The sequence below is a fragment of the Methanoregula sp. UBA64 genome (genome assembly GCF_002502735.1).
Lineage (GTDB): Archaea > Halobacteriota > Methanomicrobia > Methanomicrobiales > Methanospirillaceae > Methanoregula.
Window position 1 is genome coordinate 1 of record NZ_DAQC01000011.1, and the last position, 21,455, is coordinate 21,455.

A 21,455-nucleotide genomic window follows, 5' to 3' on the forward strand; every position below is an offset into this window, starting at 1 on the left:
GCCGGCTTCCGATGCGCTCGGCACGATAATCGCCGCGATTGTCGTTATCGGGATTATCGCCGCTCTTGCGTACTACTTCCTTGTCATGAGGAGGAAACAGTGAGGAATATGATGATTCCACCAGTATCTGTAGAAACGGCCGGGGGCAGGTGAACCGCGATGAAGAAGATCCTCATCATTGCATCTGTCCTGCTGGTTCTTTTTGCCTGCATGGCAACCCCGGCACTCGCCGGGACAAAGTACCTCAACGGCCTCCCGAACATGACCGCCTATGTCGCCGGCACAAACGAATACGCGGCCGGTGCCGATATCCAGATCCCGCTTGTTATCGAAAACAACGGGCAGAGCACGGACAAACAGATCTCTACATCGGTCATCGACCGCGACGATCCGCCCACTACGGCAAAGTTTGTCACCGTCACCCTCTCATCGGGAGATGCCCCGCTCGTAATAAAATCCGACCCGCAGATGATCGGGGATATTTTAGGCCTTGCAAAAAAGACCGTGACCGTCCATGCCAAGATCGATAAGGACGCTCCCGGCGGCACTTATGTGCTTCCCCTCAACATCACGTACACGCGGTTCGATTCTGTAGTTCAGTACCAGGTCGATACGTTCCGGTACTACTATGTCACCGATAACGTGACCGTGCCGGTCACCATTGTCATCAAACAGGAAGTCCTTCCGGAAGTCGTATCCGCACAGCCCGATCACCTGGTCGCCGGCGCTGACGGGTACATCAACCTGACCCTGAAAAATGCCGGATCGCTCGACGGGACAAAGGCCACGGTCAAGCTGGCACAGAACGACAACAGCCCGGTAAGCCCGGTTGACAACAGCGTCTATATCGGCGACTTCCCGGCCGGCGGCACGGTCTCCTGCCAGTACAAAGTGGCGGTTGCCAATACTGCGCAGAACAAGGAATATCCGATCGATATAACGGTAGTCTACCAGAATAACGAAGGCGACTTTGTCCAGTCCCGTACCGAAACGGCCGGTGTTGCCGTGGGGAACAAGGTGGACTTTGCCATCATATCCCCCGCAGTCGGGATGAGCCCGGGGAGCAAGAAGACGATCCAGGTCCAGTACAAAAATATCGGGAACTCCACGATAAAGAGTGCCCAGGCCCGGATCAGTGCGGTAAACCCGTTCACGAGCACCGCAGATGTTGCCTATCTCGGCGACCTTGCCCCCGGCCAGGTGGCAACGGCCTCGTTCCAGCTTGCTGTGGGAAGCGACGCCACGATCAAGGAATACGGCCTTGACTCAGAGATCCGGTACCGCGATGCCCTCAACACCACGTACGTATCGGACCCGATGAAAGTCCCGATCGATGTCAAAAACCAGACCGGCCTTGCAGGCATCCTCTCCAATGCCGTCCTGATGTCGATCATTGTTGCGGTTCTCATCGGAATTGTCTATGCCGGGTATTATTACTGGAAGAAACGCCGGCAATAATCCGTTTTCCCGGTCCCTGCGGCCGGGGAAATCACAAAACCCTAAAAAAAGATCCCGGGATTCTCCCGATACTTTTTGTTTACCCGGACAGGACTTTCCCGGCCGGGGAGTAAAAAATCCGGCGTTATTCCCGAAAAAAACAGGGCACGCCCTCTTGTAGTATCGCTGGTGGGCCGTACCGCAGGATAACCTGAATCCGGGAATCAATTCCGGAAAACCCGGTCAATCGTCGTCTTCGTCTTCTGCGGCTGCCCAGTCGTAATCGTCAGTGCCGGGTTCTTCTGTCCCGGCATAGAGGTCGCGCAGGTCGCCCCGGGGATCGTCGTCATGATCTTCCCATTCCCACGGTGCTTTCCCGTGGTCGTTTTCCTGGTCTGTGCTGCCTTTATGTCCCCGCCCACGGCGGCCAGTCGTGCTTTTTACCATCCGGACCACCTTGTTTTTTTCTGTGTTTTCTGGTAACACCGGTGAACTGCAACATGAATCCTCTTTTTCCCGGATAAAAAATATTTTGGCCCGTTTTTAGTTTCGGGCTGCGCGGCAAAAGATAAAAAAGCCGGTCGTCCACATTTCCGTCATGCAAGCGATCGTCAAAGACACTGCAGGCATAGGAATTCTCCTGTGGCTGATCGGCTATCTTGCCTCCCTCCTGCTCTTTATCTCTCCCCTGGCAGGCGTTATGGGCTGGATCCTGATTGCCGTGTTCACGCCTGTGAGCATACTGATCGTGTGGCGGTGGTTTCGCGGCCGGGATCTCCCGCTGGCATATTATGCGGGAATCGGCCTTGCATGGACCGCAATTGCGGTGGTTTTCGATTACCTGTTTATCGTCCTGCTCTTTTCTGCAACCTACTATGGCCCGGATGTCTTTGTGTACTATACCCTCACCTTTCTCATCCCGGTCTGCATCGGTCTCTGGAAACGACCGGTGGCCGGAAAAGGCAGTGTCCCCCCCGGGGCCCATGCGAAAGAGTAAAGATCATCCGTCGCCTTCGTAGTGTAATGGCAGAAGAGAAGTACAAGATCGTTGTCTTCGGTGCGTTCGGGGCGGGAAAGTCAACCCTCATCCAGACACTCGACCCGCAGGCACAACACATCGAGGCCGACTGCGCCGGGGGGACAACGACGGTCGCGCTCGATTACGGCCGGGTCCAGCTCGGGGACAAACGGGTCTACCTCTACGGTACACCGGGACAGGAGCGTTTCGAATTTGCCCGGGGGATCATCGGGAAGGGCATGGATGGCGCAATTCTCCTCGTGGACGCGACTGCACCGGTCGATGAGTTCGTCTGCCACCTCCATGATGCGATCGCTTTGGAAAAGATCCCATTTATCGTCTTTGTCAACAAGTACGACGCGGTCGGTGCGCAGCCCGGTGCGGTCCGGGAACGGTTTTCGGGTGCCGCTGTAAAAGACGTCTCGTCCCTCGACCGGAAAGGGGCGCGGGACGCGCTTGGCGTATTTATCGGCACGCTCCGTCCCCACGGTACCGGGATCGCCATTCCTCCCGGTTAGTACCGCTTGTGTGTCTTGCCCCGTCCGGCAGCGGGCTTTTTTGCATTCCTGTCGTACGGCACGAACTTTGCGCCCTGAAGGCGGATGCCCGAGACAATCTCCCTTTTTTCCCCGGTTTTGCCGTCGGTAACTGCTATCACGTCCACGGCACCGGCAAGCGGCCCGGCGAGAACCTTGGGAGCGAGGATCTCCTGGACCTGGAAGATCCCGGCGGGGCTCGACATGTGGATGAGGAGTTCGATGGGCTTTTCCCTCCCTTTTTGGATCTCCACGCGCTCGATCGAGAGCGCCGAGACCGAATGGATCGTGATGCTCCCCGATTCGAATGCAACCCGGCCGCGCCCCTTGGTCATATCGGTCGAGTCCGCGATACAGACAATGGCCGCCTCGACCGTGAGGGGTTTTGGCACACCGTGGTGCGAGTAGATGGCAGAGAGAATAAACGCCCGGATCGCGGTGCGCTTCTCCGGGTCCTCGTAGATCCGGGGCAGGAGCCGGTCGAGGACCGGCTGGGCGAGCACGACGCTTAGGTCCGCGTGGTCCTCGCGGTGCACCATGTTCCCGAGGTCGTGAAAGAGCATCGCGGTCATCACGACAAGCGCGGCATCGTCCCGGTCGCCAAAGCCCCCGGCCACGATATCGGGGACAAAGGCCGAGCCTTCGAGCAGGTCAAGCAGCGTGAGTGCCGACGCGGTGGCCACGGTGACATGGGTCCGGCCGTGGTCGTTCATCCCCAGTTTTTGTGCGGCAACAAAGTTTGCCATCTGCCAGCCGGTTACGATCTCGGGATCTCCGGTGATGAGTTCCCACATCTTACCGGCCCGGGGCCGCTCTTTAAGGTGGTCAAGGATGATCGTTTCCGAATGTGCTTCGAGATCGAAGTCCGTATCGCAGGGGATCTTTTTCATACAGAGTCCTGTTTTTTAACCGTTTGCGGGCCCGGGGGATAGGGATTTCCTGATTATACAATGTATCCGTGAAGCCTGGTCTATGAAAAAGAAAATCGTCCTTTATTCCACTACTGCGTGGAGGATGACGACCCGGTCCTTTGGCCGGTCGTTGTCATCTGTGGGGGCATTTGCAATCTTATCGACTACATCCATACCTCCGGCCACTTTCCCGAAGACCGGGTGTTTGCCGTCGAGGAAATTGTTGTTGACGAGATTGATAAAAAACTGCGAGCCGCCGGTATTCGGGCCGGCGTTTGCCATCGAAAGCGTGCCCCGGTCGTTCCGGTTATGGTCCGTAAACTCGTCCTTTATCGCATATCCCGGTCCGCCGCAGCCGGTGCCGGTCGGGTCGCCGCCCTGGATCATGAACCCGGCGATCACGCGGTGGAAGATGACACCGTCGTAGTAGCCTTTTTTTGCGAGCGTTGCAAAGTTGCCGGCAGTGATCGGCATCTCGGGGTCAAGGGCGATCGTGATGGTCCCCTTGTTCGTTTCGAGCCGTACCGTTGAACCTGGTGCTGTCGTCATGGTAAGTACAGGGTGTATTTGTCAGCGGGGATATTCTTTCTTCTCATCGGGGATCAGGGAAGGACATATGCCCGCAGGATCGTCACGTTATCGACCGGACGGTTCTTATCGCCAACCGGGACCCGCGAGATCGCGTCTGCTACCTCCATGCCCTCTGTCACCGTCCCAAAGACCGGGTAACCTGCGTCGAGCCCGGTATTGTCCCTGAGGTTGATGAAGAACTGCGAGCTGCCGGTATCGGGAACGCCCTTGTTTGCCATTGCCACGGTGCCCCGAAGGTTGTGGTTATGTGCCGTGAATTCGTCTGGGATCGTATACCCCGGTCCGCCGCGCCCGGTACCGGTCGGGTCGCCGGCCTGGACGATATATCCCGCTATCACCCGGTGGAAGGTGACGTTGTTGTAGAACCCGCTTTTTGTCAGGGCAAGGAAATTTTCCGTGGTGACAGGCATATCCGGGTCAAGGGCGATCGTAATGTTTCCCATCGTGGTTTCAAGCCGGACCTGCTGGAGCCCGGCTGTCGGTGCCGTGGTAACAGAGGCCTGTCCCGTCCCGGCAGGCTGCGTACAGCCTGCGGCAAGGAAGATCCCGATTGTGCAGATAAGGAGCAGAAAAGCCCCGGACCATTTCATGAAGTACCCGGTTTTTGGGGTAAGCGAAAAAAGGTTTGGGTGGTTACTGGTTCTTCTTTGCACCCGCGCCGGTCTCGTCATCGTTCCTGCCCCTGCCGAATGCGTAGAGGAGGCCGAGCACGATGATAATCGAGACTGCGCCGGTAACGAGGATCCACGTCCCCTGTGTCGTGGATTTCACATAATCGGATGCAGCGACATCAAGACCGAGGACCGCGTAGGTGTTGCCGGTTGAATCGCTTGCGGAGTCATCGATCGGCGCATACGCGGACATGAACGATCCCCACTTGTCTGAGTACGGCTCCGAAGAGGCGACCGGGCCCGAGAGCGCGGCGAAGATCTGCATCTTGTCCGGCGAATTGTCCGCCTGTCCTATCCGTGCCGAACCCTGCGGGTCGACCGGGTAGAGGTCGTCGACCAGGAAGACTGCGGTCTTGTCGGTCGCATTGACCCTGACGATATAGGCGTTGATGAGATTGTCGTTCATGCTCCGCATGGTGCGGAGTTTGCTCGCAATCGCGAGATATTTCGTGGTGTTCTCGTCGCCGGGCTTTATCCCCTGGATCTCGCTTGCATTGATCTGTGCCGCCATTGCGCCGGCCGTTGACTTCAGGCCCCACTGGGCGGTTTCTTTGAGCGCTGCATTCGAATGCGTATACGCGAATATGGTGAGCCCGCCGATGATCACGATCGCAATGATCGCGGCAGCGACAAGCTTTGTTGAACATGAACATGCCTGTGCCATAGTTAGCTCCTCCTCTTACTGATCGCGGCTATCCCGAAGACCGCTGCAAGCAGGCCGATAACGAGGACCGGTGCCGGGCCCGGCGAGAACGGCGTTGCCGTCGGGGTCGGTGCAGTCGTCATGGCAACCTGGAGCTGCGCGGTCTGTCCCGATACTACGGTGGTTGTCGTGGTGTAATCCACATACCCGGCTGCGGTGAGCCTGACCGTGTGGCTGCCCGCCGCGAGGTTGTCTACCGTTGTGGGCGTGTACCCGCGGAAGAGGTCATCGATATAGATCCCGGCATTGGACGGTGTCGAGCTGATTGCAATGCTCCCCGTTCCCTGGACCGGGGTCGGGTTGGTGCCGACCGGGGTCAGGGTTGCCGGAATGGTCGTCATGGTGTTTGCCTGGACATAGATCGTGTTCATCCAGTCGTTGTAGCCGGATTTGGTCACCTTGAAGAGGTGGTTGCCCGATGTAATTCCGGTCTGCTGGAGAACGCCTGCGGAGTTGGTGGTTCCGATCGGCGTGCTGTCCATGTACACCTTGGCGCCTGGCGCCGAGTTTACCGTGATCGAGCCAAAGATGGCTGTCGAGAGCGTCACCTGGATGTTCTGCGACTGGCCGGCGTTTACCATGACGTTCGTAGTGTAATCGTTGTAGCCCGCGAGCCTGATGTCGATGGTGTGGCCGCCGGGATAGAGCGTGAGGGTGATCGGGGTCTTCCCGTAGTACGAGCCATCGACATAGACCGAGGCCTGGTTCGGAACGGTGTTCACGTACACGGTCCCGGTCTGCCGGGGCTGCGGCGAGAGCTGGAGGACCGGGTAGTAATTGGCGGTCTGGCCGGCATATACCGTGACGAGCGTAGTGTCCGGTGTGTATCCCGCAAGCGACGCTTTCATGGAATAGGTCCCGGGGTACAGGTTCGGGATGCCCAGCGGGGCGTATCCCTGGAAGTTACCGTTCAGGTAGATCGCCGCACCCGTGGGCGAGGACTGGGCATAGATCTGCCCGGTCGTTACCGGGGGAATTGTTGTCGGGACGGTCGTGGGAGCGGTTGTCAGCGGGTTTAAGGTTGCATAGACCGCGACATGCTCGTTTTCTGCCGGCATGTGTGCGGGTGCCCCGGACCATTCCTGGTATCCGGATTTGGTCACCGTGATGGTGCTTATCGGGGTACCGGTCGAGGAGACCGCAACCGAGAGGATCCCGCCGGAGGTCTGGCCTTCATACTTGCCGTTAAAGTAAACCGAAGCGCCGTCCACATTGCAGTGGACATCGATCCAGCCCTGGCCGCCGCCGATGGGAGTCAGCGGTTCGGTGGTCGGGACCGTGGTCCTTTCCGTTGTCGGCTCGGTCGTTCTTTCGGTCGTTGGTTCGGTCAGAGTCGGGAGCAGCGTGGGCTCCGTGGTAACTTTGGTGGTGTCGATGATCACCGGGCCCGGTTCGAGCGGGATGGAGCCGGCTGAACCGGCACATGCCGCCAGGGGGACCAGCGCGACAAGGCAGAGTGCCAGTACGGGCACAAGTACGATCAGGTTCTTTGTCAACACTATCTCTTCCTGTAATATAGACTGGCAGATCCAGCTATATAAAAAAATAGGGTGTGTTACGGCAGAACCGGCCGGGACCGTGGCAGGAGGTGGTCCCTATTGTGCGCGATTGACAACCCCGGCGAGGCGGTGCATGCCTTCCGTGATTGTCTCTTCGGAAGAACTGGAGAAGTTGAGCCGGATCGTGTCCGCCCCGCCACCGTCCACAAAGAAGGGCATGCCGGGCAGCACCGCGACCTTGTGGGCAACTCCTTCGCGGAAGACGTCCATTGCATCCATCCCCCGGGGAAGGGTTGCGGTCAGAAACATCCCGCCCTCGGGTGTGGTATGGGAGAGCGCCGGCATGAGGTCGTCGAAGAGATCGCACATGAGCCGGCACTGCCGGGCATAGACGCCGACGATCTTTCTGATGTGGGCGTCGAGGTCGGTTGTTGCAAGATACCGGGCGAGGATCTGCTGGCAGAGGAAGTTCGAGTGGAGGTCCGCTGCCTGTTTTACGGTATTGAACGCGGCGAGGATCTCTTTTGGGGCATAGATCCACCCGATCCGCATGCCGGGCGCCGTGATCTTCGAGAACGATCCCGACATGACGGACTGGTCCGGGAGATAGCGTTTCACGGGCAGGCGCGGCTTTGCATCGAAGAAGAGCTCCCCGAACGCGTCGTCCTCATAAAAGACCGTGTCCGTGCCCGAAAGGCATTCCGCGATCGCTTTTCGCCGGTCCTGCGAGTACGTGCAGCCCGAGGGGTTCTGGGAGTTGGGGATGCCGTAGAAGAACCTGACCGGCCCGGCGTTCTGCATGGCTTCGAACGCGGCAGGGTCCGGGCCCTCGGTGTCGAGCGGCACCGCGGCAAACACCGGTTCGTAGAGCGAGAAGGCCTCGATTGCGCCAAGGTAGCCCGGCCGCTCCATGCCGACCCGGTCGCCGGGGTCAAGGAATATTTTTGCAATCAGGTCGAGGCACTGCTGGGAGCCGTTTACGATCTGGATCTCGTCTGCGGTTGCCGGAAGGCCGAGCCTTTTTTTGTACCGGTCCGCGATGTACTGCCGCAGCGGGAGGTAGCCGTCGGTGGTGGAGTACTGGAGGGCGGTCTTCGGGTCGTTTTCGAGAACATCATGGGCAGCCTGTGCGATCCCGGTGGTATCGATCAGTGCGGACGAGGGAAGTCCCCCGGCAAACGAGATGATCGAGGGATCGGAGGAGACCCTGAAGAGTTCCCCCAGGAACGATGCCGGTGCGTGCCCGATCCTCCTTGCAAAGGTAAATGTCATGGTATGGCCCGCTCTTTTCGCGTGTAGTACCGTTTTGGCCGCCGGACCAAAAAAGGGTATGACACCGCCCGGCAACCGCAGCCGGTACGTCCCCGCACAGATTATCCGTTTGCAGGGATAATTCCGGTACTATGACACTGACACGGGCCGATGAAGCGGCGGCAATCTTCTCCGAAGGGTACTCATGTGCGCAGGCGGTTGCAGCCGCATTTGCGGAAGATTTCGGGATCGAGAAGGAAAAAGCGCTCCGGCTCTCCTGCGGCTTTGGCGGGGGGATGTCGCACACGGGCGGCACCTGCGGGGCGGTGACGGGAGCGCTCATGGTGATCGGGATGAAGTACGGCATGACCGATGCCAGCGATCCCGGGGCAAAGGCAAAGACGTACGCGGTTGCAAACGAGTTTATTACCGAATTTCTGCGCCGGAACCACGCGGTCAGCTGTACGGACCTTTTAGGCCACAACCTGTCCGATCCAAAAGAGCTTGCGCTTGTTAAAGAGAACAACCTGTTCCGGGTCACATGCACGCGCTACGTGCACGATGCCGGTGAAATCCTGGAAAAAATTTTATAAAATTATCCGGGGGTAATCCCCGCGCTGGTGCGAAAACAAGGAGGGTTACGCAGCGTCGGCTACTTCGATCCTGATGATCTCGGATGTGAGGGACTGGATCGTGCGGTGCAGGTCGGCCTGCTGGGCCTGCTGTACCTGCCCGATCGCTTCACGGAGCCGGTCGAGCGCTTCTCCCTTGTTCGCACCCTGGCAGAAGGTTCCCGGGAGCTCGACACACCGGGCGGTAAAGCCGCCGCAGTCATCGGGTTCGAGAACGATTGTGTACTGCATAATTTATTCTATTTTGCGGGAGGGTATACAGCCTTTCTTGTCGGCAAATGGTGCCGGGACCCCCCGGGCAGCATGAAACGGTTGTTTTGATGAACGAACCCGGCGGTTCGAACACCCTACCCGGACAATCCCGGAAATATATACCACGGCCCCGGCAAACGCTTGGATAAGGATGTGTCCCGGAATATGCGGGACCATCACTCCGGCACGAGCCGGTTGGTGAGAACCATGACTCAATACAAAACCACCATTCTCCGGATCCTTTGCCTGGTCTGCCTGCTCGGGACAGTCATGCTCCCGGCTTCCGCAGCGCCCGTCAACGGGACCTTGTACAAGGATTCGCCTGAGCACATTGCAGCAATGAAAGCGTACGTGGCCTATGCAGGGGAAAAGACCGAGGCACGTATGGACGGCGCGATCGGGTACATCGGCACCATCAGCAACGGTGTCGAGACCGGCCGGCTGTCAGCAGCACAATCGCAGTATACCGGCATCGTTTCATCGGTGCAGGAGATGAACACCTGTGAGCAGATCCACGACGCAGAGACGCAGATGCGTACGGCCGGCACGGACTTTACGTCCGCTGCAAGAACCGAAGTTAAGCAGTACAACGGCACGGAAAAAGCCCTTGCGGCGGCCATAAAAGCATCGGTGACGGCCCGGGCCGGGACGATTACGCCCTTTGAGAATGCCTGGTGGACGGCCCGGACAACCAACCGTATGAACGAGTTTACTGCAAACGATGCACGCCGCACCGCGACAATTGCAAACCTCTCGGCTAAAGGTGTCGATGTAACGCAGGCTCAGTCCCTGGAAGCGCAGATCAAGGAGGCGGGTGCCGCACTCTCAACGGCGCTCGCCAGCCACGATGAGAAAGCCGTAAAAGCTGCAAACGAACAGCTCGCTGCGCTTGACAAGCAGTTTGCCGCAGCGGTAAAGACCGATGCCTGGTCGGGCCGCGAGACCGCCCGGCTTACCGCGTTTGACAAGGAGACCTCGCGGATGCAGGGCGAGCTTGCGAACCTTACCGCCAAAGGCACCGATGTCACGCAGGCACAGGCCGTCCTTACCCAGAGGATCGCCGAACGCGACCAGCTCAAAAGCGCCCTTGACGCAGATGACGCCGCAGCTTTAAAGACCGTCAACGCACAGGTAAAGGCGCTCGATACGCAGTTTGCAGAGATTGTGAAGGGGTACCATGAAGCCAAGGTAAAGAAGGCAAAGGGAACCCCGACCGCGACCGGCACACCGGCCACGGTATAATTTAATTTTTACTTTTTTTCAGCTGCCCGTGAATGGATCGGGCTCTGAGTGTCTCTGACAAAAAATGAAAATTTTGATGCACGCGCAAGCGGCAGCCCGGCCGGCAATGGGGCCGAGCCTGGAGTCGCTCCGAAAACGGCAACCCTGTTCAGGGTATAGGATACCACATATTCAGCCAGTCCCATGAGTCCAATCCGGGCTCATTTTGGGCTCCGATTACCCCTTGATCCGCCCAAACGGAGCCCGTATCGGGCTCCGTTTAAAAATCTCCTCAAATCGGGCTTATTTTTGAAAACGGACAAAATAAAACGGACTCGATAAAGGGGTTCTTTTGGCAGTTCTCCTGCCAGATGGGCACTTTTACGATCCGAAAAACGAAGGCTGCCAGAACGCGGATACGGGGCTGCAAAGGGTATTATATGGGGCTCAAAATCGGCGTATTTTTCAAAATGGGGTGTATTATGGGCTTGGATTTGCGGGGGTGGTGAAAATGGGGGGATGTTTGGTTGTTGGAGGGGATTTTTTCCGGAATGTTTCGTAACCTTCGCGAACTTTTTTTGAAAAGACCGGTAACGTCATTGAACTTTTTTTGGAATCTTCGCCAACGTTGCCGGACTTTTTTACAAAAGCCTGACAACCCCGCTGAACTTTTTTTAGAAAGTCCGGCAACTTTGCCGGACTTTTTTTGGACATCCGGCAGGGCAGCCTGAAGGTCCAGACGTAAACGGATCTTCACGAACCCCGGATTTTTTTGGAAATGTCCGGTAACTTTACCGGACTTTTTTTAAAAATCTTCACGAACCTTGCCGACTTTTTTACAAAAGTTCGATAATGTCATCAGACTTTTTTGGAAATCTTCAGCTGCTGTGCCGGACATTTTCCGGAAAAGTCCGGCCGGGCCGGGACTGAGCGCCCGTAGTTTGGGGCCGGGATCAAAAAGATGGGGGCTGATGTCCCCATACCCCCAACAAGCGAGGAGTGCCGCCGCCCCCGAAGGGGCGCCCCCGCGGCGGATCAGGGAAGGGATAACCGCACTCGCCCCGCCGCGCCCCGCGAGGGGCCCTGAAGCGGGGGGTATTGTAATTTTTTTTTGCGTGTTTGGAAAAAGTAGTCGGCGAATTTCAGGGTTTCCCGCCGGTTATTCCCTTCTCCCTTCTCCCGCAATCCGGCCCCGGGCAATCTCGCAGTACCGCGGATCGATCTCGATCCCGATCGCCTTACGCCCGCACCGTGAAGCGGCAACAAGCGTGCTCCCGCTGCCCATGAAAGGATCGAGCACCGTGTCGCCGACAAACGAGAAGAGTTTCATACAGCGCATCGGAAGCTCGACCGGGAACGGCGCCGGGTGGCCGATCCGGCTCTTCTTCTCGCCGTTAAATGTCCAGAGGCCGTTCGTCCAGGCCATGAACTCCTCCCTTGTTATGTCGGACTCGCCGGACCCGCTCGTCTTCTTCCACGAATCCCTGTAGAGCACCACGACGAGCTCGACCGGCGCGATCACATAAGGGGCCGAAGCCGAGAGCCACGAGCCCCACGCGGTCCGGCGCGAGATGTTCCCCTCGTTCCAGACAATGGTCGAATGGTAGGAAAAGCCGCACTCTTTTGCAATCGTGGTGAGATCGGCACCTACGCTCTGCTGGCCGTCCTTGTTCTTGTCAAGGGGAATGTTGAGGCAGAACCGGCCGTCGGTTTTGAGCCAGCCGTGGCAGCGCTTCATCCAGCGGCGGGAAAACTCCAGGTAATCCGCATAGGAAACCCCGTCGTTGTGGCTGTTGTACTGGATGTCCACGTTGTAGGGCGGCGAAGTGACAACGAGATCAATGCTCTTTGTCCGGATCTTCCTGGTGGCAAAGACGTCTTCGTTGAGGATGGTGAGGCTCTCCGGTACGTCCTTTGTTCTCGCTGCCATGGCCGCTCCTTATCGTATATGTGCGTTGATCGTCATTCCTAATCTAGTTCGGGTTTCGCATATCGGGTTTTATCGGATCCGGCCGCCCATAACAACGCATGAAGCACGAGCCCGGGCCCGCGTATTCCTACACGCCCATCGGCACGATCCACTCGCCGTTTACCGATATCGCCGGCATGCCCATCCAGCCGGTCGGCGCCCGGGGCGTCCGGGGCACGATCGAGATCCGCGAAGATCTCCGCGAAGGGCTCTCTGACCTTGCGGCATTCTCCCGCGTGATCCTGATCTACGCGCTGCACCGCTGCTCGGGCTACAGCCTCACGGTCACGCCGTTTCTGGACCCGGCTCCCCACGGGATCTTTGCCACCCGGTCGCCAAAACGGCCAAATGCCATCGGTCTCTCGGTCGTGCGGCTCACCGGGGTGGACGGCTGCACGATCTCCATCGAGGACGTGGATGTGCTCGACGGGACGCCGCTCCTCGACCTCAAACCCTATGTCCCGTCCTTTGACGCGTACCCCGATTCCTGCTGCGGGTGGTTCGAGCACGTTGCAGAGAATGCGAAAGTGACCCGGTCGGACGACCGGTTCCGGTGACAAAGCCCGGCAGCACGGTTTTCGGAATGTATAATAGGCACATTGTCCGATGGTAGATTATCATGGCAGAGAAGGAAGCCCTCCGCGGGGTTACCGGGATCATCCGGCCGTACAAGGAATACATGACCAGCCTCGGCCTCGTTAAAGGCGACCAGGTCGTCTATTACGGGTGCGTAGGGACCTGCACCCCGTTTGTCGAACTGCTCGCGATCGGGATCCGGGGCCTGCACCTTTCGCAGGTCTTTGTCCCGCTCCTTGACGAGACCAAAGCCCGGGCGATCACCGATGTCCCGGATGTCGGGATGCAGGCCGCGGGACCGCGTGCAGAGGTATCAGAGGTCTCCCCGAAAGTGATCGTTATTATGGGCGGGCTTGCCATGCCGCTGATGCCGACCACAAAGGAGCTGGTCCGTGACCTTGCAGAACGCCATCCGGAGTCAAAAGTTGTGGGCGTCTGTTTCCAGGACATGTTTGCCCGGGCCGGCTGGATGGACGTTGTGCCGTTCGATTTTACCATCAGCGCAATGATCGAGCCGATCACGGTAACGCACCACCGCGAATAATCCGGCCTCTCCCCTCTTCCTGGAGGGATGGCCGGGACGATACCTATTTTCTTCTTTTACGCCACACCAGTACGCATGGCTTCTTTTGTCCACCGCATAGAAGTTCACTATAAAAACGATCCCCGGGAGAAGACCCGGACCGAACGGGTACGGGCCATCGGCATCCCGGTTGAATCGCTTTCCCTCGTGGATGTGTACACGATTGCAACCGAAGGCCGGGATATAGACACGGACTCCCTTAATGAGATCGGCGCCCGGCTCTCCAACCCCGTGGTGCAGGACTTTGTGGTGGACGAAGCAACTCACGCCCTGTTCGAATATGCGATCGAGGTCGGGTTTTTGCCGGGCGTGACCGATAACGTGGGCACGACCGCACGACAGACAATCGAGGATTATCTGGAGGTCCCGTTTGCAAAAGGCGAGATCGTGGCCGCCTCGCAGCTCTACCTTGCCCGGGGCAGGCTTTCCCAGGAAGAGGTTGCCCGTCTTGCCTCCCTGCTCGCAAACCCCCTCATCAACCGGGTGAGCACGAAGACCCGGCAGGAGTACGGGGAGAAGGGGATGGACCCGGTCGTCCCCCGGGTCCGGCTCTCGGAAGAGCAGACTGCGGGAACGGTGGATCTCGATATCCCCGACGCTGAGCTTGCGAAGATTGGAAAAGAAGGGATCGCCGACCCGGCAACCGGGCAGCGCCGCGGGCCGCTCGCGCTTGACCTCGACCAGCTCCACGCCATCCGCGACTATTTCAAAACGCAGGGGAGAAATCCGACCGATGTGGAGCTCGAATCCCTTGCCCAGACCTGGAGCGAGCACTGCAAGCACACGATCTTTGCCTCGGCAATGGACGACGATGTCCCGCGTGGGCTCTACAAGACGTACATCCAGGCCGCGACAAACGAGATACGAAAAGAGAAGGGCGAGAAAGACATCTGCGTCACGGTCTTTACCGATAACTCCGGCGCGATTGTCTTTGACGACGAGTACATCGTGACCCACAAGGTCGAGACCCACAACTCTCCCTCGGCCCTTGATCCGTTCGGCGGGGCGCTCACGGGGATCGTGGGCGTGAACCGTGACACGATCGGCTTTGGCCTCGGGGCAAAACCGTGCATCAACATCTACGGGTTCTGCGTGGGCGACCCGGCTACGGACCCGCAGCTTTTCCGGGGAAAAGATAAGATGAACCCGGTGCTCTCGCCCCGGCAGATCTTCGACGGCGTTGTGCGGGGCGTTGGCACGGGCGGGAACTGCTCGGGGATCCCGACACCGCAGGGCTTCTGCTACTTCGACAACCGGTACGCGGGAAAACCGCTTGTCTTTGCCGGCACGGTCGGCGTGATGCCGAGAAACCTCGGGGAGAAACCCCTGTACGAGAAGAAAGCGGAACCGGGAGACCTCATCGTGATGGTCGGCGGCCGGGTGGGAAAGGACGGGATCCACGGCGCCACGTTCTCGTCAGAAGCGCTCGATCCGAACAGCCCCGTGACAGCGGTCCAGATCGGCGACCCGATCACGCAGAAGAAGTTCTCGGACGTGCTCGTGAAGGAGGCCCGGGACCGCGGGCTGTACCGGAGCATCACGGACGACGGGGCCGGAGGGCTTTCCTGCTCGGTGGCGGAGATGGCAAAGGAGTGCAACGGCTGCCGCGTTGACCTTGAAAAAGTCCCCTTAAAATACCCCGGCATGGCACCGTGGGAGATCTGGATCTCCGAGTCGCAGGAACGCATGACGCTCGCCGTCCCTCCGGAGAAACTGGCTGAGTTTTTGGAACTCATGCAGCGCCGGGGCGTCGAGGCAACCGTGATCGGCGAGTTCACGGGCACCGGCCGCTGCGTGGTTGAGTACAACAGGAAAACCGTGATGGATGTCGACCTTGCCTTCCTGCACGACGGCCTGCCAAAGAAACACCTTACCACGGCGCCGCAGGAAGCAGATGCGGCAGAGCCGGCATTTTCCTGCCCGGCCCGGCTCGATGAAACGCTCGTTGCGATGCTTGGCCGGAAGAATATCTGCTCGACCGAGTTTGTCACCGTCCAGTACGACCACACCGTGCAGGGCGGCCACGTGCTCGGGCCGGTGCAGGGGAAGGGCCGGGTGCAGTCCGCTGCAACGCTCACCAAAGTTGTGCCGGGCTCCAAAAAGGCCGTCGGCCTCTCGCAGGCGCTCTTTCCCTCGTACTCCGAGATCGACCCGTACCGGATGGCAGCAGCCTCGATCGATGCCGCCATCCGCGGGCTTGTTGCGCTCGGCGTCCCCCCGGACAACATCGCCCTCCTCGACAACTTCTGCTGGTGCTCTTCCGATGAACCGGGCCGGCTGTGGCAGCTCAAGGAAGCAGCGAGAGGGTGTTACGATTATGCAAAAGCATTCGGGACGCCGTTCATCTCCGGCAAAGACAGCATGTTCAATGATTTCTCGGGCTATGATGCAGAAAACAACCGGGTAAAAGTATCCGTCCCGCCAACGCTCCTCATCTCGTCCATCGGCGTCCACCCGGACGCGGGAAAAGCGGTCTCGCTCGATGCCAAGATCGCCGGTGACCTTGTCTACGTGATCGGTGCAACCGGGTCGGAGCTTGGCGGCTCCGAGTATCACGCCCTGTGCGGTCTTTCCGGCGGCGTTGTCCCGGCGCTTGATACCGAAGCGGCAAAGGCCCGGTACAAAAAGCTGCACGACGCGATCAGCCACGAGCTTGTTGCATCGGCGTTCCCGGTGGGACGGGGCGGTCTTGGCACCGCCCTTGCAAAGGTCGCAGTCGGCGGCCTGCTCGGGATGGACATTACGATCCCGTCAAAGGTCCGGCCCGATAGTTTCCTCTTTGCCGAAACGCCCGGCCGGTTCGTGGTGACCATTGCACCGGACCACAAGCGGGCATTCGAGCAGGCTCTTGGCGCCGATGCCCTGCTGCTCGGGATGGCTGGCGGCAGCCGGCTGCGGATCACCGGGGAGACACTTCTCGTTGAACAGGAGATCGCCGCCCTTGAAAAAGCCTACACGGCAGCATTCGGGGGGTTCTGACCATGACGCCCACTTTACCCAAATCCTCGCGGCCCCTCATTGAAGATCGGGCCCTGATCCTGAGCGGGTACGGGATCAACTCCGAGATGGAAACACAGGAAGCCCTCCGCCGGGCCGGGATGGCATCGGAGATCGTGCACATCAACGACCTGATCGCGGGCCGGGAGCGTTTGTCCGGTTACCGGCTCCTCGTCTTCCCCGGCGGGTTCTCGTACGGCGACGATACGGGAGCGGGCAATGCGTATGCCAACCGGGTAAAAAACAACCTCTGGGAAGAGCTCATGGAGTTCCTTGACGGGGACAACCTGGTCCTTGGGATCTGCAACGGGTTCCAGATCCTTGCAAACCTCGGCCTGGTTCCGGCATTTGACAAAACCTATTCCCGGGATATTGCCCTCATGCCCAACCGGGTAGGAAGGCTCGAATGCCGGTTCGTCACGCTCAAACCGGCGGCCGAGAACATCTGGACGCACGGGATCGTGAAACTGTACTGCCCGGTCTCGCACGGGGAAGGCAACCTTTCGTGCTCCCCCGCGACCTTACAGCGGATCAAAAAGCAGCACCAGATCGCGTTCACCTACTGCCGCGAGGATTTGAGTCCTGCCGGCGGGGAGTACCCCTACAACCCGAACGGCTCGGTCGAGGATATCGCCGGGATCACGTCAGCGGACGGGAAAGTGCTCGGGATGATGCCGCACCCGGAGCGGGCAATGGAGTTCACGAATCTCTATAACTGGCCGCTCGTAAAGGAACAGATGCGGCGGAGCGGTGAACGGGCCGATCCCGAATCCCTCAACATGCGGATCTTCCACAACGTGGTGGACTACTTCGCATAAGGTAATCCGCTAAAAAAGAAGTGCCCGGTTCCCGCGGGACTACTTACTTATGGAACAGCCCCTTCTTTTTACCCTGTTTACTCTGCGCCGGTTGTCCGTTGTCTTCCCTGGGTAGGGGCATGTCAGCAGCACGGCGGTTAAGATCTGCCTGGAGTTCGTCAGCAATAAGTGGCAGGTGGGAATACTTTTTCCGTGGTTCGGCCATCTGGACCATATCCAGCTGGTTTGCCGCAGCGGGGCGGCGCACGGCCGGTGTCATCCCCTCGCTCATGCGCTGGAGATCGGTCTTCTGCTGGTTCTGCGGCGGCAGCGGTGCCGAGACATCGTACGTGGGATCGCCATCGGTCCAGGGATCCCACTCGTCGGCAGAAGGTTCTGCAACAGGCAGGGGCTCTTTTCGTGTCTTGACTTTGACCGGTTCGGGTTCCGGTTCATAGCCGGCAGCCGGTACCGTCCGTGTCCTTGGCGGGGCTGCAGGAACAAACGCTGCCCCGCAGCGGCTGCAGAACTTGGAATGATAGGATGGCGCTATGTTGCGGCAGACCGGGCAGATCGGTTTTGCCAGCGGGGCTCCGCATACATCGCAGAACTGCGCAATCTTGTCTGAAACCACCGCACCGCAGACCGGGCAGACCGGCAGGCCCTGCGGGTTTGACTGCTCTTCGTCCGCGAGCGGCGCACCGCACAGGTCGCAGAACTTGGAATTTGTATCGGGAGCGGGGGCGCCGCAGTTTCCGCATTTTTTTGCCATGTACTCTCTAGTGAATAAAATAGGGAGAAACATAAAGTCTGCGGATCCGTCGTCCGCATCTTTTCCTGTATCTTCATTTTCCGTCGTTGTACGCGACCCTCAAAACCGGGTGGCGGGAACGATCCGGTTCCATTTTGTGTACACCTCCCGGCAGTTTATCAGCAGTTCCGGCACCCAAACATGCCGGATCCGGCCCTTGGTATTCCGGGTGATCCTGTCAGGATCCAATCAGGGGATTCTTTTTTTTGTCCGGGCAGGCAACCTAGAGAATGTGACAGAGGAAGACCCCTTACAGAAACAGTTCCCGGACATTATCCAGGTGCGGGAACTCGTGGGGATGTACGAGATCCGGGTAAAGGATGTCGAAGTGCCCCTCAAAATCAAGGTAATACGGATAGGTACCGTGTATTACGGCATTGCCAGCCTTGCCGTACGGGAGAAAGGAGCAAAAGAGCATGTCCGCGATCTTTCGGGCTACCCGTCAAAGGAAGCTGCCCTGCACGGGGCAGTAAACGGGTTCTTTTCCCATCTCTCGCCCGGGGCCTCGATTAAGGAGATCAAGAACTGGGGTCTCTGATATACAGCCCAACGAAGCTCAATCTCCGGTTTTATTCTCCGACTCATTAAATCAGATTCACTTGCGAGCAAATTGGTTGGGGATAAGAAATATACTCCAAAATTATTTTCTTTTATGTATTCAAAAGATTACTTAATGTAATGTTGTGCTAACATTATATGTGGGATTGTCTCCACAATAGAGTAATCTCTTGATCAATCTGCGTGCGGGTGTTAAGTTACGAAGAAAAAAGGAATAGATACTCACAGAAAGATCCGGAAGATCGTATTGGTAATTCTTCTCTTCATTACCGTGGGGTTTGTTTCCTCTGTGGGGGTTATTTTTGTATTCCCTCATCTGAATCCGTTCCCTGCTCTTGACCCCCGGGCCGCTGATACGATTGCCCTGGAAAGAAGTGACGCCGATGAAACAATTCTCCTTAATGATGAAGTTAATGCCCAGTATGGAGAAACGATCTACCCTCAGGGAAAAGACCGAATTTCGGCCGAGCTGGCAAAAGTCCAAAACATTTCCGACACAAAAGGAAAACTTGACGAAATATTTACCTGGGAGATGACCGACTGGGTAGAACCCGATGATAATATATCGGCATTTGCCTGTACTGATCGCACCTGTAGTTACACATACCTTATCAGTAATCCCTCCCGGATGAAAGCAAGCCCTTATTATGATAATATGCTCTATCCCCAGATGACACCGAACGGCACGTATTATGCTGACGATCCTTATTGGATTGCATATAATAAAATCGGGGAATGTCGGGAATATTCCGAATTATTTGCATTTATGGCACAACAATCGGGTATAGAATCTCATATTGTAATGACTGACGCACACCAATGGGTGGAACTTGAACTCCCCAACGGATCCTATTATTACGATCCGTGGTGTGCACATACCCGCGATTATTACAATGCCACTGATGGCAATCTGACGTTTGAGAATAAATGGTTTAATAAAATCGGGGTGTATGAGCAGAACTGCCACCCCCCCGACCCCTCCATAATCACATACAGCGAATTTCCGTATATCTGGGCTACCCCAAAATACTGGGTTGCTTCCCAATGGCAAGAATAGAAGATGCCCTAAGTGAAGGCTGTTTAGCTAGTCATCCGAATCGTTATCGGGAGCTAACGGAGGTCCTGCTATATTTTTAGAGAGTAATGATTCTGCCCACGTGTGAAGGGTCAATCTAGAAAAAAAAGGTTTAGATGTAGGGGTTCCGGAGAGCCTTGCCCACACCGAAGGTCTTCCTGGCTTCGAGTGTGTTCTTGTTCTTCGTGATCTTCTCGTTTGCGAGCTTGCTCACGAGTTCAAGGCCGGGCTTGACCTTCTCGATGGGCTGGGTCTCGAAGACACCAGCGGCCATTGCCTTTGCCCAGACCGAGTCACCGATCTTCGAGCGAACGAAGACCGTGCTCCAGCCGTCGGGGCTGCCAACGGAACCGGTCGAGATATCAGCGAGGTTTGCCACATAGTCCATACAGACGTGGCAGCCGGGCTGCTCGTACTTGTGGGTAACCTTGAGCGGCAGCTGAACGACCTGTCCGCGCTTGCCGTAGACCCAGAACTTGCCCTTCCCGATCTCCATCTTCTTGACGGACTCGAGCTTCATTGCTGCGTGGTCTTCCACGAGCTGGAGGATGCTCTGGTACGGGAAGTTCTCCATGCAGAAGATACCGACTGCAAGAGCGATGCTGGACTCAACATCTCTCCAGCCGAACGGGTACAGCTGCCCCTTCCTTACTGCCTGCATCTGGCACGGTGTGCCAACGATACCGACCTTGTCCAGACCGTAGCTGCGGGTTGCTTCCTTGATTAAGGAAACGTTCGGGCTGATGTTGTACTTGGTGCCGCGTGCCGCGAGCAGTTCTGCCTTTGTAGTGGCTACGATCGGCTTGGGTCTCCAGTGGTGGTTCTGGCTGGCCGTGCTCTCGACGTTTGGATCTTCTTCGTAGGATCCTGCTACAATGGCTCCGTCAATGATGCCCTCATCGAGTGCATATGCAAAGAGCGAGGTAACGATACCGCCGTCCTGTGCTCCCTTGAGGATCTCCTTGTCGGCGCTGCGTGCTGCAACAACTGATTTGTATTTACCGAGTTCTGCTCCCATGTCAATCACCCTCACTGAAGAGCCGCCATAATGGCCTCGTTGATCGCCTCATACTCACTGATGACATCAGTGTTGAAGAAGCCTCTCGGGCACTGGGAATAGCAGGCACCGCATTTGATGCACAGGTCGCGTTCGCCGTTGGGCTTGCCGAATTCCATGGTGATTGCACGGACCGGGCATGCTGCCGCACAGCTTCCGCATCCCATGCACAGGCCCTGGTTGATGACTTCGGTCATCAGTTCGCAGAAGCATGCGCTGGTTCCCTTTGCTGCCATGTTCATGAGCGGGGTCAGGAACTTGGTTGCGAGCTCTTTTTGTTCCTTTGTTCCCTTGAGGAGCAGGTATGCCA

General features: G+C 57.8%; 24 protein-coding genes. 11 read left to right on the plus strand and 13 right to left on the minus strand.

What is annotated here, in order from left to right:
• Positions 1-159: 159 nt before the first annotated feature.
• Complete coding sequence (locus BP758_RS12110; protein ID WP_292371141.1) at positions 160-1,458, plus strand: COG1361 S-layer family protein; 1,299 nt, start codon at positions 160-162, stop codon at positions 1,456-1,458.
• 222 nt (positions 1,459-1,680) lie between these two features.
• Here the strand turns inward: BP758_RS12110 and BP758_RS12115 are convergent, their stop codons facing one another.
• Positions 1,681-1,884 carry a hypothetical protein gene (locus tag BP758_RS12115; protein WP_292371142.1) on the minus strand — a complete coding sequence of 68 codons (204 nt, stop codon included), beginning with the start codon at positions 1,882-1,884 and terminating at the stop codon, positions 1,681-1,683.
• 151 nt (positions 1,885-2,035) lie between these two features.
• Between BP758_RS12115 and BP758_RS12120 the strand changes: the two genes are divergently transcribed.
• Positions 2,036-2,434: a hypothetical protein gene (locus BP758_RS12120; RefSeq protein WP_292371143.1), complete on the plus strand. Its 399-nt coding sequence runs from the start codon at positions 2,036-2,038 to the stop codon at positions 2,432-2,434.
• A gap of 26 nt (positions 2,435-2,460) precedes the next feature.
• Entirely contained in the window at positions 2,461-2,973 is a 513-nt protein-coding gene (locus BP758_RS12125) for a GTP-binding protein (RefSeq protein WP_292371144.1), read from the plus strand.
• Here BP758_RS12125 and BP758_RS12130 read toward each other — a convergent pair.
• From BP758_RS12130 to BP758_RS12155, 6 genes are all read right to left on the minus strand, one after another.
• The gene (locus BP758_RS12130; protein WP_292371145.1) at positions 2,970-3,881 is read right to left on the minus strand and encodes an HD domain-containing protein; all 912 of its coding nucleotides are present in this window, start codon (positions 3,879-3,881) and stop codon (positions 2,970-2,972) included. The genes BP758_RS12125 and BP758_RS12130 overlap by 4 nt on opposite strands.
• 102 nt (positions 3,882-3,983) lie before the next feature.
• Entirely contained in the window at positions 3,984-4,451 is a 468-nt protein-coding gene (locus BP758_RS12135) for a peptidylprolyl isomerase (RefSeq protein WP_292371146.1), read from the minus strand.
• A gap of 53 nt (positions 4,452-4,504) precedes the next feature.
• Complete coding sequence (locus tag BP758_RS12140; protein WP_292371147.1) at positions 4,505-5,083, minus strand: peptidylprolyl isomerase; 579 nt, start codon at positions 5,081-5,083, stop codon at positions 4,505-4,507.
• A 43-nt stretch (positions 5,084-5,126) separates the two neighbouring features.
• The gene (locus tag BP758_RS12145; RefSeq protein WP_292371148.1) at positions 5,127-5,828 is read right to left on the minus strand and encodes a hypothetical protein; all 702 of its coding nucleotides are present in this window, start codon (positions 5,826-5,828) and stop codon (positions 5,127-5,129) included.
• 2 nt (positions 5,829-5,830) lie between these two features.
• Positions 5,831-7,363 carry a PEGA domain-containing protein gene (locus BP758_RS12150; protein ID WP_394339203.1) on the minus strand — a complete coding sequence of 511 codons (1,533 nt, stop codon included), beginning with the start codon at positions 7,361-7,363 and terminating at the stop codon, positions 5,831-5,833.
• Between the two features lie 99 nt (positions 7,364-7,462).
• The gene (locus tag BP758_RS12155) at positions 7,463-8,638 is read right to left on the minus strand and encodes a PLP-dependent aminotransferase family protein (protein ID WP_292371150.1); all 1,176 of its coding nucleotides are present in this window, start codon (positions 8,636-8,638) and stop codon (positions 7,463-7,465) included.
• Between the two features lie 131 nt (positions 8,639-8,769).
• On the opposite strand from BP758_RS12155, the gene BP758_RS12160 reads away from it, so the two are divergent.
• The gene (locus tag BP758_RS12160) at positions 8,770-9,210 is read left to right on the plus strand and encodes a C-GCAxxG-C-C family protein (RefSeq protein ID WP_292371151.1); all 441 of its coding nucleotides are present in this window, start codon (positions 8,770-8,772) and stop codon (positions 9,208-9,210) included.
• 45 nt (positions 9,211-9,255) lie between these two features.
• Here the strand turns inward: BP758_RS12160 and BP758_RS12165 are convergent, their stop codons facing one another.
• Complete coding sequence (locus BP758_RS12165; protein ID WP_292371152.1) at positions 9,256-9,480, minus strand: type II toxin-antitoxin system HicB family antitoxin; 225 nt, start codon at positions 9,478-9,480, stop codon at positions 9,256-9,258.
• Positions 9,481-9,708: 228 nt separating this feature from the next.
• On the opposite strand from BP758_RS12165, the gene BP758_RS12170 reads away from it, so the two are divergent.
• Positions 9,709-10,743, plus strand: coding sequence for a hypothetical protein (locus tag BP758_RS12170; RefSeq protein ID WP_292371153.1), 1,035 nt, complete (start codon positions 9,709-9,711; stop codon positions 10,741-10,743).
• A gap of 415 nt (positions 10,744-11,158) precedes the next feature.
• On the opposite strand, the gene BP758_RS12175 is transcribed toward BP758_RS12170, so the two are convergent.
• A complete protein-coding gene (locus tag BP758_RS12175) occupies positions 11,159-11,479 on the minus strand; it encodes a hypothetical protein (protein ID WP_292371154.1) in 321 nt (106 codons plus the stop codon).
• A gap of 402 nt (positions 11,480-11,881) precedes the next feature.
• Positions 11,882-12,652: a DNA-methyltransferase gene (locus tag BP758_RS12180; protein ID WP_292371155.1), complete on the minus strand. Its 771-nt coding sequence runs from the start codon at positions 12,650-12,652 to the stop codon at positions 11,882-11,884.
• Positions 12,653-12,750: 98 nt separating this feature from the next.
• Here BP758_RS12180 and tsaA point away from each other — a divergent pair, with 98 nt between their 5' ends.
• From tsaA to BP758_RS12200, 4 genes are all read left to right on the plus strand, one after another.
• Positions 12,751-13,248 carry a tRNA (N6-threonylcarbamoyladenosine(37)-N6)-methyltransferase TrmO gene (gene tsaA / locus BP758_RS12185; protein WP_292371156.1) on the plus strand — a complete coding sequence of 166 codons (498 nt, stop codon included), beginning with the start codon at positions 12,751-12,753 and terminating at the stop codon, positions 13,246-13,248.
• Positions 13,249-13,310: 62 nt separating this feature from the next.
• Positions 13,311-13,811, plus strand: coding sequence for a DUF2124 family protein (locus BP758_RS12190; RefSeq protein WP_292371157.1), 501 nt, complete (start codon positions 13,311-13,313; stop codon positions 13,809-13,811).
• A 75-nt stretch (positions 13,812-13,886) separates the two neighbouring features.
• Complete coding sequence (locus tag BP758_RS12195; RefSeq protein ID WP_292371158.1) at positions 13,887-16,829, plus strand: phosphoribosylformylglycinamidine synthase subunit PurL; 2,943 nt, start codon at positions 13,887-13,889, stop codon at positions 16,827-16,829.
• A 2-nt stretch (positions 16,830-16,831) separates the two neighbouring features.
• Positions 16,832-17,665 carry a phosphoribosylformylglycinamidine synthase subunit PurQ gene (locus tag BP758_RS12200; protein WP_292371159.1) on the plus strand — a complete coding sequence of 278 codons (834 nt, stop codon included), beginning with the start codon at positions 16,832-16,834 and terminating at the stop codon, positions 17,663-17,665.
• Positions 17,666-17,708: 43 nt separating this feature from the next.
• Here BP758_RS12200 and BP758_RS12205 read toward each other — a convergent pair whose 3' ends face one another.
• Entirely contained in the window at positions 17,709-18,416 is a 708-nt protein-coding gene (locus BP758_RS12205; RefSeq protein ID WP_292371160.1) for a zinc ribbon domain-containing protein, read from the minus strand.
• 271 nt (positions 18,417-18,687) lie between these two features.
• On the opposite strand from BP758_RS12205, the gene BP758_RS12210 reads away from it, so the two are divergent.
• Both BP758_RS12210 and BP758_RS12215 read left to right on the plus strand, forming a co-directional pair.
• The gene (locus tag BP758_RS12210; RefSeq protein WP_292371161.1) at positions 18,688-18,993 is read left to right on the plus strand and encodes a hypothetical protein; all 306 of its coding nucleotides are present in this window, start codon (positions 18,688-18,690) and stop codon (positions 18,991-18,993) included.
• A gap of 267 nt (positions 18,994-19,260) precedes the next feature.
• Positions 19,261-20,070 (plus strand): transglutaminase domain-containing protein, encoded by an 810-nt coding sequence (locus tag BP758_RS12215; RefSeq protein WP_292371162.1) that lies wholly within the window; start codon positions 19,261-19,263, stop codon positions 20,068-20,070.
• Between the two features lie 130 nt (positions 20,071-20,200).
• Here the strand turns inward: BP758_RS12215 and frhB are convergent, their stop codons facing one another.
• Both frhB and BP758_RS12225 read right to left on the minus strand, forming a co-directional pair.
• The gene (gene frhB, locus BP758_RS12220; protein WP_292371163.1) at positions 20,201-21,106 is read right to left on the minus strand and encodes a coenzyme F420 hydrogenase subunit beta; all 906 of its coding nucleotides are present in this window, start codon (positions 21,104-21,106) and stop codon (positions 20,201-20,203) included.
• An 11-nt stretch (positions 21,107-21,117) separates the two neighbouring features.
• Positions 21,118-21,455 (minus strand): 4Fe-4S binding protein (locus BP758_RS12225; protein ID WP_292371164.1); only part of this gene is annotated, 338 nt, incomplete at its 5' end.

Bases quoted from the DNA above. Each gene is read 5' to 3' on its own strand.
- BP758_RS12110 (WP_292371141.1), top strand. From the start codon at position 160: ATGAAGAAGATCCTCATCATTGCATCTGTCCTGCTGGTTCTTTTTGCC.
- BP758_RS12115 (WP_292371142.1), bottom strand. From the start codon at position 1,884: ATGGTAAAAAGCACGACTGGCCGCCGTGGGCGGGGACATAAAGGCAGC.
- BP758_RS12120 (WP_292371143.1), top strand. From the start codon at position 2,036: ATGCAAGCGATCGTCAAAGACACTGCAGGCATAGGAATTCTCCTGTGG.
- BP758_RS12125 (WP_292371144.1), top strand. From the start codon at position 2,461: ATGGCAGAAGAGAAGTACAAGATCGTTGTCTTCGGTGCGTTCGGGGCG.
- BP758_RS12130 (WP_292371145.1), bottom strand. From the start codon at position 3,881: ATGAAAAAGATCCCCTGCGATACGGACTTCGATCTCGAAGCACATTCG.
- BP758_RS12135 (WP_292371146.1), bottom strand. From the start codon at position 4,451: ATGACGACAGCACCAGGTTCAACGGTACGGCTCGAAACGAACAAGGGG.
- BP758_RS12140 (WP_292371147.1), bottom strand. From the start codon at position 5,083: ATGAAATGGTCCGGGGCTTTTCTGCTCCTTATCTGCACAATCGGGATC.
- BP758_RS12145 (WP_292371148.1), bottom strand. From the start codon at position 5,828: ATGGCACAGGCATGTTCATGTTCAACAAAGCTTGTCGCTGCCGCGATC.
- BP758_RS12155 (WP_292371150.1), bottom strand. From the start codon at position 8,638: ATGACATTTACCTTTGCAAGGAGGATCGGGCACGCACCGGCATCGTTC.
- BP758_RS12160 (WP_292371151.1), top strand. From the start codon at position 8,770: ATGACACTGACACGGGCCGATGAAGCGGCGGCAATCTTCTCCGAAGGG.
- BP758_RS12165 (WP_292371152.1), bottom strand. From the start codon at position 9,480: ATGCAGTACACAATCGTTCTCGAACCCGATGACTGCGGCGGCTTTACC.
- BP758_RS12170 (WP_292371153.1), top strand. From the start codon at position 9,709: ATGACTCAATACAAAACCACCATTCTCCGGATCCTTTGCCTGGTCTGC.
- BP758_RS12180 (WP_292371155.1), bottom strand. From the start codon at position 12,652: ATGGCAGCGAGAACAAAGGACGTACCGGAGAGCCTCACCATCCTCAAC.
- tsaA (WP_292371156.1), top strand. From the start codon at position 12,751: ATGAAGCACGAGCCCGGGCCCGCGTATTCCTACACGCCCATCGGCACG.
- BP758_RS12190 (WP_292371157.1), top strand. From the start codon at position 13,311: ATGGCAGAGAAGGAAGCCCTCCGCGGGGTTACCGGGATCATCCGGCCG.
- BP758_RS12195 (WP_292371158.1), top strand. From the start codon at position 13,887: ATGGCTTCTTTTGTCCACCGCATAGAAGTTCACTATAAAAACGATCCC.
- BP758_RS12200 (WP_292371159.1), top strand. From the start codon at position 16,832: ATGACGCCCACTTTACCCAAATCCTCGCGGCCCCTCATTGAAGATCGG.
- BP758_RS12205 (WP_292371160.1), bottom strand. From the start codon at position 18,416: ATGGCAAAAAAATGCGGAAACTGCGGCGCCCCCGCTCCCGATACAAAT.
- frhB (WP_292371163.1), bottom strand. From the start codon at position 21,106: ATGGGAGCAGAACTCGGTAAATACAAATCAGTTGTTGCAGCACGCAGC.